13 protein-coding genes are annotated in these 12867 nt (G+C 57.8%); 7 read left to right on the top strand and 6 right to left on the bottom strand.

Going from position 1 to position 12867, the window contains the following annotated elements; all coding sequences use genetic code 11:
- Positions 1-2: 2 nt before the first annotated feature.
- The 3 genes from LKE90_RS02380 to speB form a co-directional block, all read right to left on the bottom strand.
- Positions 3-1136, bottom strand: a complete 1134-nt coding sequence (locus tag LKE90_RS02380) for a response regulator (protein ID WP_291491235.1) — start codon at positions 1134-1136, stop codon at positions 3-5.
- A 279-nt stretch (positions 1137-1415) separates the two neighbouring features.
- A complete protein-coding gene (locus LKE90_RS02375; RefSeq protein ID WP_291491234.1) occupies positions 1416-2906 on the bottom strand; it encodes a Ppx/GppA family phosphatase in 1491 nt (496 codons plus the stop codon).
- Between the two features lie 449 nt (positions 2907-3355).
- A complete protein-coding gene (gene speB / locus LKE90_RS02370) occupies positions 3356-4399 on the bottom strand; it encodes an agmatinase (RefSeq protein ID WP_291491233.1) in 1044 nt (347 codons plus the stop codon).
- A gap of 273 nt (positions 4400-4672) precedes the next feature.
- Here speB and LKE90_RS02365 point away from each other — a divergent pair, with 273 nt between their 5' ends.
- From LKE90_RS02365 to ureG, 7 genes are all read left to right on the top strand, one after another.
- The gene (locus LKE90_RS02365) at positions 4673-5521 is read left to right on the top strand and encodes an urease accessory protein UreD (RefSeq protein ID WP_291491232.1); all 849 of its coding nucleotides are present in this window, start codon (positions 4673-4675) and stop codon (positions 5519-5521) included.
- A 67-nt stretch (positions 5522-5588) separates the two neighbouring features.
- Entirely contained in the window at positions 5589-5891 is a 303-nt protein-coding gene (locus LKE90_RS02360; protein ID WP_077812317.1) for an urease subunit gamma, read from the top strand.
- On the top strand, positions 5875-6216 hold the full coding sequence (locus LKE90_RS02355) for an urease subunit beta (protein ID WP_291491231.1): 342 nt from the start codon (positions 5875-5877) through the stop codon (positions 6214-6216). The genes LKE90_RS02360 and LKE90_RS02355 overlap by 17 nt, the downstream gene beginning before the upstream one ends.
- Complete coding sequence (ureC, locus tag LKE90_RS02350) at positions 6216-7922, top strand: urease subunit alpha (RefSeq protein ID WP_291491230.1); 1707 nt, start codon at positions 6216-6218, stop codon at positions 7920-7922. The genes LKE90_RS02355 and ureC overlap by 1 nt, the downstream gene beginning before the upstream one ends.
- 1 nt (position 7923) lies before the next feature.
- On the top strand, positions 7924-8445 hold the full coding sequence (locus tag LKE90_RS02345; protein ID WP_291491229.1) for an urease accessory protein UreE: 522 nt from the start codon (positions 7924-7926) through the stop codon (positions 8443-8445).
- Between the two features lie 15 nt (positions 8446-8460).
- Entirely contained in the window at positions 8461-9126 is a 666-nt protein-coding gene (locus LKE90_RS02340) for an urease accessory protein UreF (protein ID WP_291491228.1), read from the top strand.
- On the top strand, positions 9123-9749 hold the full coding sequence (ureG, locus tag LKE90_RS02335; RefSeq protein ID WP_291491227.1) for an urease accessory protein UreG: 627 nt from the start codon (positions 9123-9125) through the stop codon (positions 9747-9749). Before LKE90_RS02340 ends, ureG begins: the two co-directional genes overlap by 4 nt.
- A gap of 166 nt (positions 9750-9915) precedes the next feature.
- Here ureG and LKE90_RS02330 read toward each other — a convergent pair whose 3' ends face one another.
- From LKE90_RS02330 to LKE90_RS02320, 3 genes are all read right to left on the bottom strand, one after another.
- Entirely contained in the window at positions 9916-10356 is a 441-nt protein-coding gene (locus tag LKE90_RS02330) for a hypothetical protein (RefSeq protein WP_291491226.1), read from the bottom strand.
- A gap of 68 nt (positions 10357-10424) precedes the next feature.
- The gene (locus LKE90_RS02325) at positions 10425-11507 is read right to left on the bottom strand and encodes a porin (protein WP_291491224.1); all 1083 of its coding nucleotides are present in this window, start codon (positions 11505-11507) and stop codon (positions 10425-10427) included.
- 419 nt (positions 11508-11926) lie between these two features.
- Positions 11927-12826: a LysR family transcriptional regulator gene (locus LKE90_RS02320; protein ID WP_291491223.1), complete on the bottom strand. Its 900-nt coding sequence runs from the start codon at positions 12824-12826 to the stop codon at positions 11927-11929.
- Positions 12827-12867: the final 41 nt, after the last annotated feature.

The following is a 12867-nucleotide window of genomic DNA, read 5'->3' as shown; positions in this document are numbered from 1 at the left end:
GCCTACGCACCGGACTCTGCCTGTGACGCGCCGAGGCCGTCGAGCAACGCCACGAGACTGCTGACATTTGCGTACACATCCGCAGCCCCGATCCGGACGGCGGTAAAGGAGCTTTGAGCGAAAGGGCACAGCGCCGGTAACTCCACAAAAGTACGCCCCCTAGCACGTTTCAGAAGGGAAAGACCGGCCGCCCCCGAAGAATGGAGCCCCCCCAGCAAAACCGCCGCAGTCTCTTTTACAGTCTCTTCTGGCGCCACCTCGGCAAGCGAGGCGAGCAGCACGTCAAAGCCGTTTTCTCCCGATGAGACGTGGGAAGCGGACCACGGCCCTTCTGGCAGTCCGGCGAGGATGAGCCCCCTGTCGCCGGAAGCCACCACCCGCGGCAGGGCAGAGGCCGCCACAACATTCAGCGGCCCGACCTTAAGAGGCTGCCCAGTGTTCAAATCCGCCAGTAGCGCGCCCTCTTCAAGCGTGTCATCGAGCCAGCGGACGAACCCGGGCAGCAGGGAAGGCGCAAGCGCTGTCACCAGAACAACCGGCACAGAAAAAGAAGGGGCACAACCCTGCCAGACACGTAGGGCCGCTCCAAGAGCCCCCGTCCCCGCCAGCAGGAAAAGAGCCTGAACCGGAAGGGCGGACACATCCGGTCGCGCTTCCGGCACATCCTGACGCTTCTGTAGCGCCCTGACCTGACGTGCAAGGCTGACGACACGGGTAACGGTTTCCGGCAAGGAAAGCCCGGCCTCTGTCCGTGTGACAATATCCAGTGCACCCGACCGGAGACATTCAAACGCCCGGTCCATGTCCTCTTCCGCCTGGTCAGCCATGATGACGACCGGAACCGGATGCCGGACCATGATGGATCGCGTGACCTGCAACCCGTTCATCCCGGCAAGTGCTGATCTGAGAAGGATGACATCCGGAGGAGAAGCCTCCAGCGCTGCGAAAACATCCTCGGCGTCTTCCGCCTCCACGCAGCCGGAGCAGCACGGGCTGACGGTGAAGACGCCACGAACAAGCGAGCGGATTGCGGGATCATCGTCAGCTACCAGCACGCGGACAGGCGGCCCTTCGGGCACAGCCTGACGGACCACGGCTGTCGGCTGCGAAAAGACCTGCTCTGCTGTCGTCACCATTCGACTCCCGTTAAGGCACGCTCTGCTTCACACCTGCGCCCCACCTCACCGCACCACGGAAAAACGGGTCCTGAAACAGTTTCTTCCGGGTCGAGACCGCGCCGCACCTACAGGCGATATAAACGGAATCTGGAGCATATCGCTATTTATCACACCTGACTGATCGCAAGTGCGTGTACTCTCTGGCTTTTTCCGGGCGACACCCTGCCCCGGCCATGATCCCGCAATACGCGGAACAGGGTCATTCATGCAGGCTGTCAGCCCCTGACAGGGATTTTTTCAGACTGACGGCACTTCATCAACACGGGATTCGAGCCCCATGATCTGCGCCAGCCGGGTCAGACGCCGACGTACGGAGTCTCCCCGCACGGCTACACGCGCCGAAGTGAGATACAGGCAGAGACCGCCTTCTTCCCGCTCCAGTCTTGTGCCGTTGAGCAGCGTTTCCGTTCCGCCGCACAGGGAATAGGCCAGCCTGAGCGAAAAACCGAGAGTGAGCCCCCAGGTGAAGGTCTCCGCATCCAGCAGGGCCCGCGCCGGAGCCAGCCACACCGCATCGACCTCTCCTTCATACCGGATGGCCAGAGCGAGAGCGAGGGCAGCGCGGGCCTCGTGATCAATCCCTCCACTCTGCATCCACAGGATACGCAGGAACGTTTGTTCAGCCCGATATTCCGGATGATCGTGGCTGCCTACGTCAGACAGCCAGCACGCCACTTTTCTCAGCCGCTTCTGATGCTCGGTCTCTTCGGGGAAGATCACGGAAATCCAGTCGAACAGCGCCTCAGGCAGCGTCGTGCTGCGACCAAGGCGCTCACACATCTGCCGGGCCATGGATTCCAGCGGGTCTTCCTGCTGGAGGTCCGGCGCAACGTTCAGCGCATACCAGCCTTCCCGCAGGCCATCGACGCAGAACACGACGCGATCCGGTGAAACCCGCTTGAGCAGACGGCGCAGAACCGTCGCGGCGAATGGAACGTCATCCAGCCGTTTCCTCGGCACGCCGGGCAGGCGTTCCAGGACGCGCCGGTTGCTCTGGATGAGCCAGCCCGTCATCTCCCGCGCCATCTGCGGAGTCAGGGTATAATAATGCAGGATATTCAACGGATAGCTGGTACGGGCGATCTGCAGACGCGCAAGGGCGCGAAAAGCGCCACCGACAAGATAGAGCGTCTGGCCTTTCATCGTCTCCAGCCACTCGACTCCGGCAAGCTCGTCATCAGCTATGGCTTTGGCGGCCATAAGGTCGCCATTGGCCCGGTCACCCAGACGGATCACGCCCAGCGGAAGCGTGTTGGCGTCATGCCGTCCTTCAGAATCAATGCGGATCAGTTCAAGCGATCCTCCGCCGATATCCGCCACAAGACCGTCCGCCTCCGGAATGCCGCACAGCACACCAAGCGCCGCATGGTCCGCCTCCTCGATCCCGGACAGAATGCGGATCGGCACATCCGGCATGATTTTCCGGAGAGAAGCGACGAACTCAGGACCATTTTCGGCATCGCGCACGGCGGCAGTAGCCAGAATCTCGAACGGATCGGCATTCATGCCGCGGGCAATGGCATGAAAACGGCGCAGTACATCGACGGCCAGCGCGACGCCCTCTTCATTCAGCCGTCCCGTATGGGTCAGCCCCCGACCAAGACGAAGAACGGCCTTTTCATTGAAGATGGAGACCGGATTCCGTGAAACCCCATCGAAGACGACCATGCGGACAGAGTTGGAGCCAAGGTCGACAACAGCGGAACGCGCCGGAATGTCAGCCTGCATGCATGGTTCTCCCCTGAAGCGGCAAACGGATCATTTTCACGACACTCCCCGGGACGCACCGCATCCCGCAGTGTCTGTCAAAAGATACCCAACGCCCTATAACCGATGAACGCCGTGAAACCCAACAGGGAACCTCTTCCACCTGAAACTTTGAGGCTTTTCAGGAAATTAACATACTGACAAAAATGGATATTTTTTTCGATTCAGGCTTTTTTGCCGAAAAGACGACACTCCCGGATTTTCAAAAAAGCTTCGCTTGATTTTTCCAGGCAAGCCCAGACAGCGGATGCGGAAGCGCCTTCCGAACCCTGAGCGACAGAAACGCTCATTGCATCTGACCTCATTCTCCCGATCGCGCCTGCCTGATGTGGCGGAGCCGGGACGCCCCTTTGTCTTCATGAAAAACAAAGGGGGATATTTTCAAATGAGATACAAAACACAGTTTCCGGTTATCGAGCGGCGATTTTCCCTGCGATCAGGCTGAAAATCTCAAAGAGTATCTGGGCGCCCGCCTGCGCCGTATTGGTGGTCGCGTCATATTGCGGCGCGACCTCGACAACATCACCACCCACGATATCGAGACCATCAAGTCCACGCAGCAGTTCCAGCGCTTCCCGGGTTGTCAGCCCTCCCACCTCCGGCGTGCCGGTGCCGGGTGCAAAAGCCGGATCAAGGCAGTCCACATCAAAGCTGACATAGACAGGACCGGCGCCGATAACGTCACGGACTGTTTTCAGAATGGCCTCGGTCCCGAGTTTCGGTACGTCCTCGCCATGAATGACGGTCATGCCGGAGTCCTTCGAGAACTCCCAGAGATATTCGGAAGAGCCGCGAATGCCGATCTGCACGCAGCGCTCAGGGTCCAGAACACCGTCCAGAACCGCGAGACGGAACGGACCGCCGTGATGGAACTTTGCGCCCTCATATTCGCCGCTGGTGTCGCAATGCGCGTCGAAATGCACCATACCGACAGGCTGCTTCGCTCCGACCGCCTTGAGGATCGAATAGCTGATGGAATGATCTCCGCCGACAGACAGGGGAATGACGCCGGCGTTTACCAGACGGCCATAGAATTCCTGAATATCCTCATGCGACTTTTCGAGGCTGAAGCGGCTGCGAAACCCGACATCGCCGATATCCGCCGCTTTGCACATGCTGGACGGCACACGCTTCAGGACATGCTCGTAGGGACCGATCCGCTCGATGTCACGCACGGCGCGCGGCCCAAAGCGGGAGCCGGACCGGTTGGTGACACCAAGGTCCATCGGCACGCCGACAACGGCTACATCGAGACCGCCAAAGTCATCGGATGAGGCGGCATCAGGACAATATGGCAGGGACAGGAAGGTCTGCACACCGGAATAGGACTTGCTGCGTCGGTCACCACCGGAAAACTGCGTCGCGGCAACAGCCTTGAACTCCGGATCGAACATGTCGCCGCCCGATGCGGAACCGTATTTCCGGCGCAGGGCGTCCAGTTTTGCAATGTCCATCGGTCTCTTCTCTCCCTGCATCATAAGCCTGCTTCAGCTTGGAACACATCCGCGACCGGAAAACCATTGGATCGAAACGAAGTTCAGTTTGATCAACGATGAAGCAAACACTCTCAATCCACACATTCATTGAAGAGCCATGCAGATTTCAGAGACCTTGCTTCATTCACTACGTATTTTCTTCCATTGCGGAACTGGAAAGAACCCGCTTTATGTGCTGCATGGAAGTGATGGACCATCCCGTTGCCGCGTGACCAGATGTCTTTGATCCGTATGGCTGATCAGTCAGAAGCGACCGATCCGGCGCTGCTTCAGCGCGCCGTCGGTGCTTACGGTCTGGAGGTCCGCCTGTCCGAAAATGCCACACGGATTTCCGGACTGCGGCAGCAGGGCTGTTGCCGCATCCTGATGCCGCGTCGTCCACAGGGCACACCGGAAGCCGTACTGGTCAATGTCTCCGGTGGCATTGCGGCAGGCGACCGGATCAGCGGTGACATTGTCTGCCGGACAGGAAGCTGCCTGACCGTGACGACACAGGCAGCGGAACGGATTTACAAGGCGCGCGAGCAGGATGCGCCAGCCCGTATTGAAGCCCGCTGCACGGTCGAATCAGGTGCGCGGCTGGACTGGCTTCCTCTGGAGACGATCTTTTTCGACCGGAGCGCGACATCCCGGCTTCTGGAAATCGACATGGCCGGAGACGCGATAGTCCTCGGCTGTGAGACACGGGTTTTCGGACGCTCCGGCTCAGACGAGACGGTCGAGCATATCCGCCTGCGGGACCGCCTGCGGATCAAAAGGGATGATGAACTGCTCTGGGTAGAATCGCTGATCGCGGAAGGACCGCTCGCCAGACTTCTGGAGCAGAAGGCCATCGCCGCCGGACGGACGGTGATGCTGACACTGTGGCTGGTCGCGCCGGACGCGGAGGCATGGCTCGCCCTCGTGAGGGAAGCTCTCGGCACGCAGGAGAATGGTGTGGAAGCCGCCGCATCGGCGTGGAACGGGATGCTGGTGGTCCGAGCGCTTGGGGTCAGCAATCTCGCCATCTCACGGCTTTCCCGGCGTCTGCTGTCCATTCTGCGGGAAGGACGAGGTGATCCGGTGACGTGGCGCGCATGATGGGGCAGGATCACATGAAAGAACGGTGGCGCGTGCGCCGTAGGCTGGACAAGGGAGCACTCGGGTCATGAAATTGACGCCTCGGGAAAAAGACAAGCTGCTGGTGGCCATGGCGGCCATCGTCGCCCGAAAGCGGCTGAAACGCGGGGTCAGGCTGAATTACCCGGAAGCGATCGCGCTGATTACGGATTTCGTGGTCGAGGGTGCACGCGATGGCGCGAGCGTGGCCGATCTGATGGAACGCGGCGCTCATGTCATCACCCGCGATCAGGTGATGCAGGGCGTCGCCGAGATGATCCACGATGTTCAGGTCGAAGCGACCTTCCCCGATGGCACAAAACTGGTGACGGTTCATGACCCGATACGCTGATCCCCTCCCCCCCGGCGCGGTTCCCGGCGAGATCTTCCCCAAAACGGGCGATATCGAACTGAACGCAGGCGCAGAACGCCTGACACTTCTGGTCACGAACACGGGTGACCGCCCGATTCAGGTCGGCAGCCACTATCATTTTGCCGAAACCAATCCGGCGCTGAAGTTCGACCGCGATAAAGCCCGCGGCTGGCGTCTGGATGTGCCGTCCGGCGGCGCGCTGCGTTTCGAGCCGGGACAGGAGCGCGAAGTCACGCTCGTGCCGTTCCGGGGCGCACGACGCGCCATCGGCTTTCGGGGTGACGTCATGGGGGAGATTGACTGATGGCAAGACTGAGCCGTTTTGACTACGCCATGACCTATGGGCCGACGACGGGCGACCGTCTGCGACTGGCCGATACCGCGATCCTGGTCGAGATTGAAAAAGACTTCACCATCTATGGTGAGGAAGTAAAATTCGGTGGTGGCAAGACCATCCGTGACGGCATGGGCCAGTCCCAGCGCACCAACGCTGAAGGCGCTGTGGATACCGTCATCACCAACGCGGTGATCCTCGATCACTGGGGCATCGTGAAGGCTGATGTCGGGCTTGTCGGCGGACGTATCCGTGCCATCGGCAAGGCGGGCAATCCGGACGTGCAGCCCGGTGTGAACATCATCGTCGGTCCCGGCACGGAAGTCATTGCCGGTGAAGGCAAAATCCTGACGGCAGGCGGTATCGACAGCCATATTCATTACATCTGCCCACAGCAGATCGAAGAGGCGCTGTCATCCGGCATCACCACCATGCTCGGCGGCGGCACCGGCCCCGCCACCGGCACGGCGGCGACCACCTGCACGCCCGGTCCGTGGCATATGGCGCGGATGTTGCAGGCGGCGGAAGGGCTTCCAGTCAATCTGGCTTTCGCTGGCAAGGGTAATGCCTCCCGTCCCGAAGCGCTGGAAGAGATGGTGCGCGCCGGGGCAAGCTGTCTGAAGCTGCACGAGGACTGGGGCTCCACGCCCGCCGCGATCGACTGCTGCCTGTCGGTCGCCGACCGCATGGATGTGCAGGTGATGATTCACACCGACACGCTCAACGAAAGCGGTTTTGTCGAAGACACCATCGCCGCCTTCAAGGACCGCACGATCCATGCGTTCCACACAGAGGGCGCGGGCGGCGGTCACGCACCGGATATCATCCGCGTGGCGGGGCTGCCGAACGTCCTCCCCTCCTCCACCAATCCCACGCGGCCCTACACCATCAACACGCTGGACGAGCATCTCGATATGCTCATGGTGTGCCATCATCTGAACCCCAGTCTGCCGGAAGACATCGCCTTCGCGGAAAGCCGCATCCGTCGGGAAACCATTGCTGCCGAAGACATCTTTCACGACATGGGCGTGCTGTCGATGATGTCTTCGGACAGTCAGGCGATGGGTCGTGTCGGTGAAGTCTCCATCCGCACATGGCAGACGGCTCACAAGATGAAGCTCCAACGCGGCGCATTGCTGGGAGACGGCGATGCGGACAACAACCGCGCCAAACGCTATATCGCGAAATATACGATCAACCCGGCCATCTCGCATGGTCTGGCGCATGAGGTCGGTTCGGTCGAAGTCGGAAAACTTGCTGATCTCGTCCTGTGGGACCCGGCTTTCTTTGGCGTGAAGCCTGATCTTGTCGTCAAGGGTGGCGCTATCGTCTACGCGATGATGGGTGATCCGAACGCCTCCATTCCCACCCCGCAGCCAGTACATGGAAGGATGATGTTCGGTGGGCTCGGCGGTTCTCTTGCCGCGACCTGTGTGACCTTTGTGTCTCAGGCTGCGCTGGAAGACGATATCGGCCATAAACTCGGCCTCAGACGTCATCTGTCGGCTGTGTCGAACACCCGTGGCGGCATCGGCAAGCGGAGCATGATCCACAACGATGCGACCCCGGTGATCGAGGTTGATCCTGAAACCTATGAAGTCCGCGCCGATGGCGTGCTTCTGACCTGCGAACCAGCGGAGATTCTTCCTATGGCCCAGCGTTATTTCCTGTTCTGATATGAGATGTTCTGAAATCCTGCCAGCGGGAAGCTGGGACCGTTCGCGTGAGTGCGATGTCTTCTCCGCCGATTACGAAGGCCGCCATCGCCGTCGCATGATGCTCGATCTGCGTTCGGGTGAGCGGCTGCTACTCGATCTTGAACATGCCCGCCTGCTCCGCGCCGGAGAAGGGCTGCTGCTGGAAGACGGCCGTGTCGTGCGGGTCGAAGCGCAGCAGGAAGACCTGCTGGAAGTGACCGGTCATGACACGCTGCATCTACTGCGTATGGCGTGGCATCTGGGCAACCGGCACCTGCCAGCCATGATCGAGGAAAAACGTATCCTGATCCGCAATGACCACGTGATTGCAGACATGGTGAAAGGACTGGGCGGCCACATTCATACCGTTCATGCACCGTTCGATCCGGAAACGGGGGCTTACTCTTCCGGACAAGGACACTCCCACAGTCACGGAGAGATGCACGCGCACAGCCATGAGCATGGACATGATCACGGCGGCGGGCATCATCACCATCACTGACTGCCTGCGAGACGCATGATGGACACCCTGCAACTCACCAGACTTCTCTCGTGGCTGTCACCGGCTTTTCCAACTGGCGGGTTTGCTTACAGTCACGGTCTGGAATGGGCCATTGAGTGTGGCGATGTCACCAATGTCCCGACTCTTGTCGAATGGATCGCCAGTTTATTGGCGCATGGCAGTCTGTACACCGACATGATCCTGCTGCGGGCAGCCTGGCGGGCTGAAACACCCGAAACCATGCGTTCGGTGGCTCAGGAAGGATGTGCGCTGGCATCATCACGTGAGCGGTTTGAAGAAACCGTCAAACAGGGTGAAGCTTTTTTACGGGCAGTGAAAGTCTGGGACTGCCTGCCTCCTGCCGTCAGCACGCTGGCTGTTCGCTGGCCTCTGCCGGTAATGTATGGTGTTGCGCTGAAGGCTGCTGGATTTGATGAGGATGTTGGCGCTTTGGGCTGTGCTCACGTTGCGGTTTCCGCTCTTGTTTCAGCAGCCGTGCGCCTGATTCCGCTCGGTCAGACAGACGGTCTGCGCGCTCTCGCAGGACTTGAAGAGCGGATGGCAACTGCTGTTGCCACGACAAGAACCCTGACGCTGGAAGATGCCGGAGGACTCTGTTTCCGTTCCGATCTTGCGGCAATGCATCATGAAACTCAGGAAACGAGGTTGTTCAGAACATGACGGAGAAACATCACGGCCCCCTGCGCGTCGGTATCGGCGGTCCTGTTGGAACGGGCAAAACGGCGCTCATGGACGCGCTCTGCCGACGCTTCCGCGACCAGTTCGATATCGCGGCGCTGACCAACGACATCTACACCCGAGAGGATGCGGAATTCCTCACGCGCGCCGGATCGCTGCCTCCCGAACGTATCATGGGGATCGAGACGGGCGGTTGTCCGCATACGGCCATTCGCGAGGACGCCAGCATCAATCTTTCTGGAATTGATGAACTAAACAGCAAGTTCCCCAATCTTGATATTGTTCTTGTCGAGAGTGGCGGCGACAATCTGGCTGCGACGTTCAGTCCGGAACTGGCTGACCTGACCATCTATGTCATCGACGTTTCCGCCGGTGACAAAATTCCCCGCAAAGGTGGTCCCGGCATCACAAAAAGCGATCTGCTGGTCATCAACAAGATTGATCTGGCTCCTCATGTCGGAGCCGATCTTTCGGTTATGGATCGGGACAGCAAACGGATGCGTGGAGAAAGGCCTTTTGTCTTCACCAACATACGCAAAGGTGAGGGTGTCGAAGATATCGCCCGGTTTATCTGTGACAAGGGAGGCCTGTCCCCCCTGAAATGAAAGCATATCGGGCTGGATCTGCCGAAGCAGAACCAGCCCGATATTTAGAGCGGCATCCGTTCAGACTGGATCACGGATGCCGCTCCAGTTCATTGTTTATCGAGCAACTTTTCCGACCAGACGATTCCGTCTGATCGGATGTTGCTCTAACGTGCTACAGAGAAATTCAGGGAGCGACACGAATCTGATCATCTTTCAGCCGTGTCTGTATCTCCAGCGGAGCCGTCATTGTCGGACAGACTTTTCGGCTCTGCTGCCGTTTCACAACAGTCAGTTCTCTGGTGAGTTCGGTGATTTCAGCATCGGAGACCTCATCACCAAGAGGCTTCCCTTCCGGTGACAGGGTGAGTCCATGCATGATTCCCACACCCGGAACGGAATCAAATTTCACAAAGAAGCCATTGTCGGCTGTATCTGATCCATTCGATATGGCCGTAGCCTGTTTCTGCTTGATGACCGCTATCCGATCAGAAAGACTCACATCTTCAGCAAAAAGATGTCGGCAATCCATCGCCTCGTAGTTTGGCGCGGCAAGAGCATGGCCTTTTCCAGCGCAGAGAAGAATGATGAACGCTCCCATGTGGATTGTTCGTTTCAAAGTCAACATTTTCGATATCCCCCGACAGCTTCGTTCGTCATTACGCCCATTTCATGATGTCATCTGCATTCGGAAGATCAGTACTGGAACTGCATACCCAGCAGGAAAGCATTTGAAACTTGGGTACCGGCTGCGTGGTAGCGGACATAATCGAAGGTGAAACGCAGATTATGACCATCCATGACGTAGTTTGCTCCAGCATCAAACTGGGTCGTTTTCGGATGTCCCGGTCCATACAGGTCTTTTTTAAACCGGAACTCCTGATAACGTACCAGGGGCTGGATGCGTCCCCATCCCAGCTTGTAGGGAATCAGGTAGGCCGTGCTGGCAAGAAACGCCGTGCCGTTGTTGATGCCTCCGACATTGCCATATTCCGGAGCCCGCTGCTTGTAGCCGGCAGGGATATCCTTCACGCCATCAGTGTAATACTGGTAATAGGCGCCTTCCAGAGTATACACGCCATATTGAGCATTTTTCCCGATCTTCTTTTCAAAAAGACCATCGACATTCCACGCTTTGTAGTCACCTTTCTCCTGAGCGCTTCCGACACCGTCCACTTCATACTGTCCGGCCAGACCAATCGCGAGAATGTCCGCCTTACCGTAATAGGTGCTTGCCGTGTAATAGGCAGGAGACGGCTCGGGATCGAGGAAATTGTACTCCAGACGCCCTGCGAACAGCGGGTGCTCGCCATAGTTCGATCCACCATCGACCCAGTTATGTCCACGGTACATGCCAAGAGTATAGCGGAACCGGTCTTTCAGCGTCTTTCCCCAGACGGTGACGCCGTCATCACGCCCTGACCACGCTCCCGGATACTGGGAAACAAGCGGATAGGCATAAGTACTGAGGAAATACGGACCGTCGAGGTTGGAACGATCGCTTCCCGGCAGCATCCGCCCGAACCAGACATTGAACTCTTTCCAGGGTTCAACCTGAAGAATGCCATCGAGAAGGTTCCAGTTTCCGTCCCTCAATCTTTCAAGATTGACTGTCGTCTTCACATATTTGTGGAACTGGGCACCCATGTAGATACGCAGATTCGAGGCGCTGGCGGCACTTGAATTGCTTGGTGTCGCACCCGGATCACGGGTCAGATACTGCCCTCTTACACCGACACCGAATGTAAAGAACTGGTTTTTTCCAAAATTGACAGTCATTGCTGCTTTTGCGTGCTGTGGAGACATCACTCCCAACAGAGCAAACGCTGACAGAGCACTTCCACAACGCAATAATTTCTTTTTCTGGTCCGACGAAAACCGTGACACTCGCGCAATCATGAACACCCCCTCTTGTGACCACAGCCATCACCCGGCGTTCTGATTACGTTACGGCAACGTATCGTATGGGAGGTATGCGTAAAATTACCTATATGTAAGACCTTCGCAAATCAGAGAAACAGCCGGGAAACATTCAAGGGCAAACTAAATCGTGAGGAATATTTTATAAAAATATCGAAATCAGAAATGACTGTTTTTCACCCACGTCAGTCCTGAAAATACGCAATAGACAGACCGCACTACAGAATAGAATAAAAAGAAATATACTTCATAATTATCCAAAAATAAAAATACAGACCCTACCCATCAGAGACAATAAAAACACTTTTTTCCTGACATATTCTTTCGCGCAACCAGAGGGCGGCTGGTCCATGCACCTTTTTCTTATGCCATACGATCGAAAGAGGAACCTGATGATGACCGGCATCAAACAGCAGTTCCGGCACGACAATATGGGACACCGCCGGTGAGGATGCGAGCACATGATCTGAAATAAAAGCCCAGCCGACACCATGCTTGACCATTTCCAGAATGACCCAGTTGCTCTCAACCCACCAGACTTCAGCCGCAATGCGCAAACTCTCCCTCTCCTGTTTCTTGCCGCGGGATGCAACCAGAATCTGGCGATAACGCTTGAGTTCTTCCCAAGCCACAGGCTGCGCAGCCAAAGGGTGGTCACGGCCACAAACCAGCCTCAGCGGCACTCGTCCTATTGTCCGAAAGGCAAGATCGACCGGAGGAGTGGTCTGTTGCCACATCACGCCGAGATCTGCCGTCCCGGCCTGCACCATATGGCCGACATCTTCCATAAGAGGGAGCAGCAGTTCCAGTTCAACATGCGGAAACCGGGCTGCAAAATCCTGAAAGACGGGCCCAAGCGCGTTTTCTGGATAAAGTTCGTCAATAGCGACGACAAGCCGGTTTTCGACGCCCTCTTCCAGCGATCGCGCTACCCCGACAAGATGCTCACGTCGATCCAGGACAACCCGCACTTCCTCAAGCAACCTCTGACCGGCCGGTGTCAGAACGGGCACACGTCCCTCCCGGCTGAACAGCAGGACACCGAGGTCATCCTCCAGATTGCTGACATGCGTGCTGATCGCTGACTGCGCCTTGCCTGTTCTCCGGGCGGCGGCAGAAAATGACCCGGCAGCCACGGTGTCTGCAAAGGCCTGTAGCTGATCAAAAGATACGCTCATTGATCCATCTTAAAAACAGATAGGTTCCAACTTTTCCCATC

It is taken from the genome of Acetobacter sp., from assembly GCF_022483985.1.
In the GTDB taxonomy this organism is placed as follows: Bacteria; Pseudomonadota; Alphaproteobacteria; order Acetobacterales; family Acetobacteraceae; genus Acetobacter.
This window is presented reverse-complemented; position numbering and strand designations above follow the sequence as displayed.

What these genes read in the sequence shown, in the direction of transcription:
- LKE90_RS02380 (WP_291491235.1), bottom strand. Translation starts at nt 1,136, where the DNA reads ATGGTGACGACAGCAGAGCAGGTCTTTTCGCAGCCGACAGCCGTGGTC.
- LKE90_RS02375 (WP_291491234.1), bottom strand. Translation starts at nt 2,906, where the DNA reads ATGCAGGCTGACATTCCGGCGCGTTCCGCTGTTGTCGACCTTGGCTCC.
- speB (WP_291491233.1), bottom strand. Translation starts at nt 4,399, where the DNA reads ATGGACATTGCAAAACTGGACGCCCTGCGCCGGAAATACGGTTCCGCA.
- LKE90_RS02365 (WP_291491232.1), top strand. Translation starts at nt 4,673, where the DNA reads ATGGCTGATCAGTCAGAAGCGACCGATCCGGCGCTGCTTCAGCGCGCC.
- LKE90_RS02360 (WP_077812317.1), top strand. Translation starts at nt 5,589, where the DNA reads ATGAAATTGACGCCTCGGGAAAAAGACAAGCTGCTGGTGGCCATGGCG.
- LKE90_RS02355 (WP_291491231.1), top strand. Translation starts at nt 5,875, where the DNA reads ATGACCCGATACGCTGATCCCCTCCCCCCCGGCGCGGTTCCCGGCGAG.
- ureC (WP_291491230.1), top strand. Translation starts at nt 6,216, where the DNA reads ATGGCAAGACTGAGCCGTTTTGACTACGCCATGACCTATGGGCCGACG.
- LKE90_RS02345 (WP_291491229.1), top strand. Translation starts at nt 7,924, where the DNA reads ATGAGATGTTCTGAAATCCTGCCAGCGGGAAGCTGGGACCGTTCGCGT.
- LKE90_RS02340 (WP_291491228.1), top strand. Translation starts at nt 8,461, where the DNA reads ATGATGGACACCCTGCAACTCACCAGACTTCTCTCGTGGCTGTCACCG.
- ureG (WP_291491227.1), top strand. Translation starts at nt 9,123, where the DNA reads ATGACGGAGAAACATCACGGCCCCCTGCGCGTCGGTATCGGCGGTCCT.
- LKE90_RS02330 (WP_291491226.1), bottom strand. Translation starts at nt 10,356, where the DNA reads ATGTTGACTTTGAAACGAACAATCCACATGGGAGCGTTCATCATTCTT.
- LKE90_RS02325 (WP_291491224.1), bottom strand. Translation starts at nt 11,507, where the DNA reads ATGACTGTCAATTTTGGAAAAAACCAGTTCTTTACATTCGGTGTCGGT.
- LKE90_RS02320 (WP_291491223.1), bottom strand. Translation starts at nt 12,826, where the DNA reads ATGAGCGTATCTTTTGATCAGCTACAGGCCTTTGCAGACACCGTGGCT.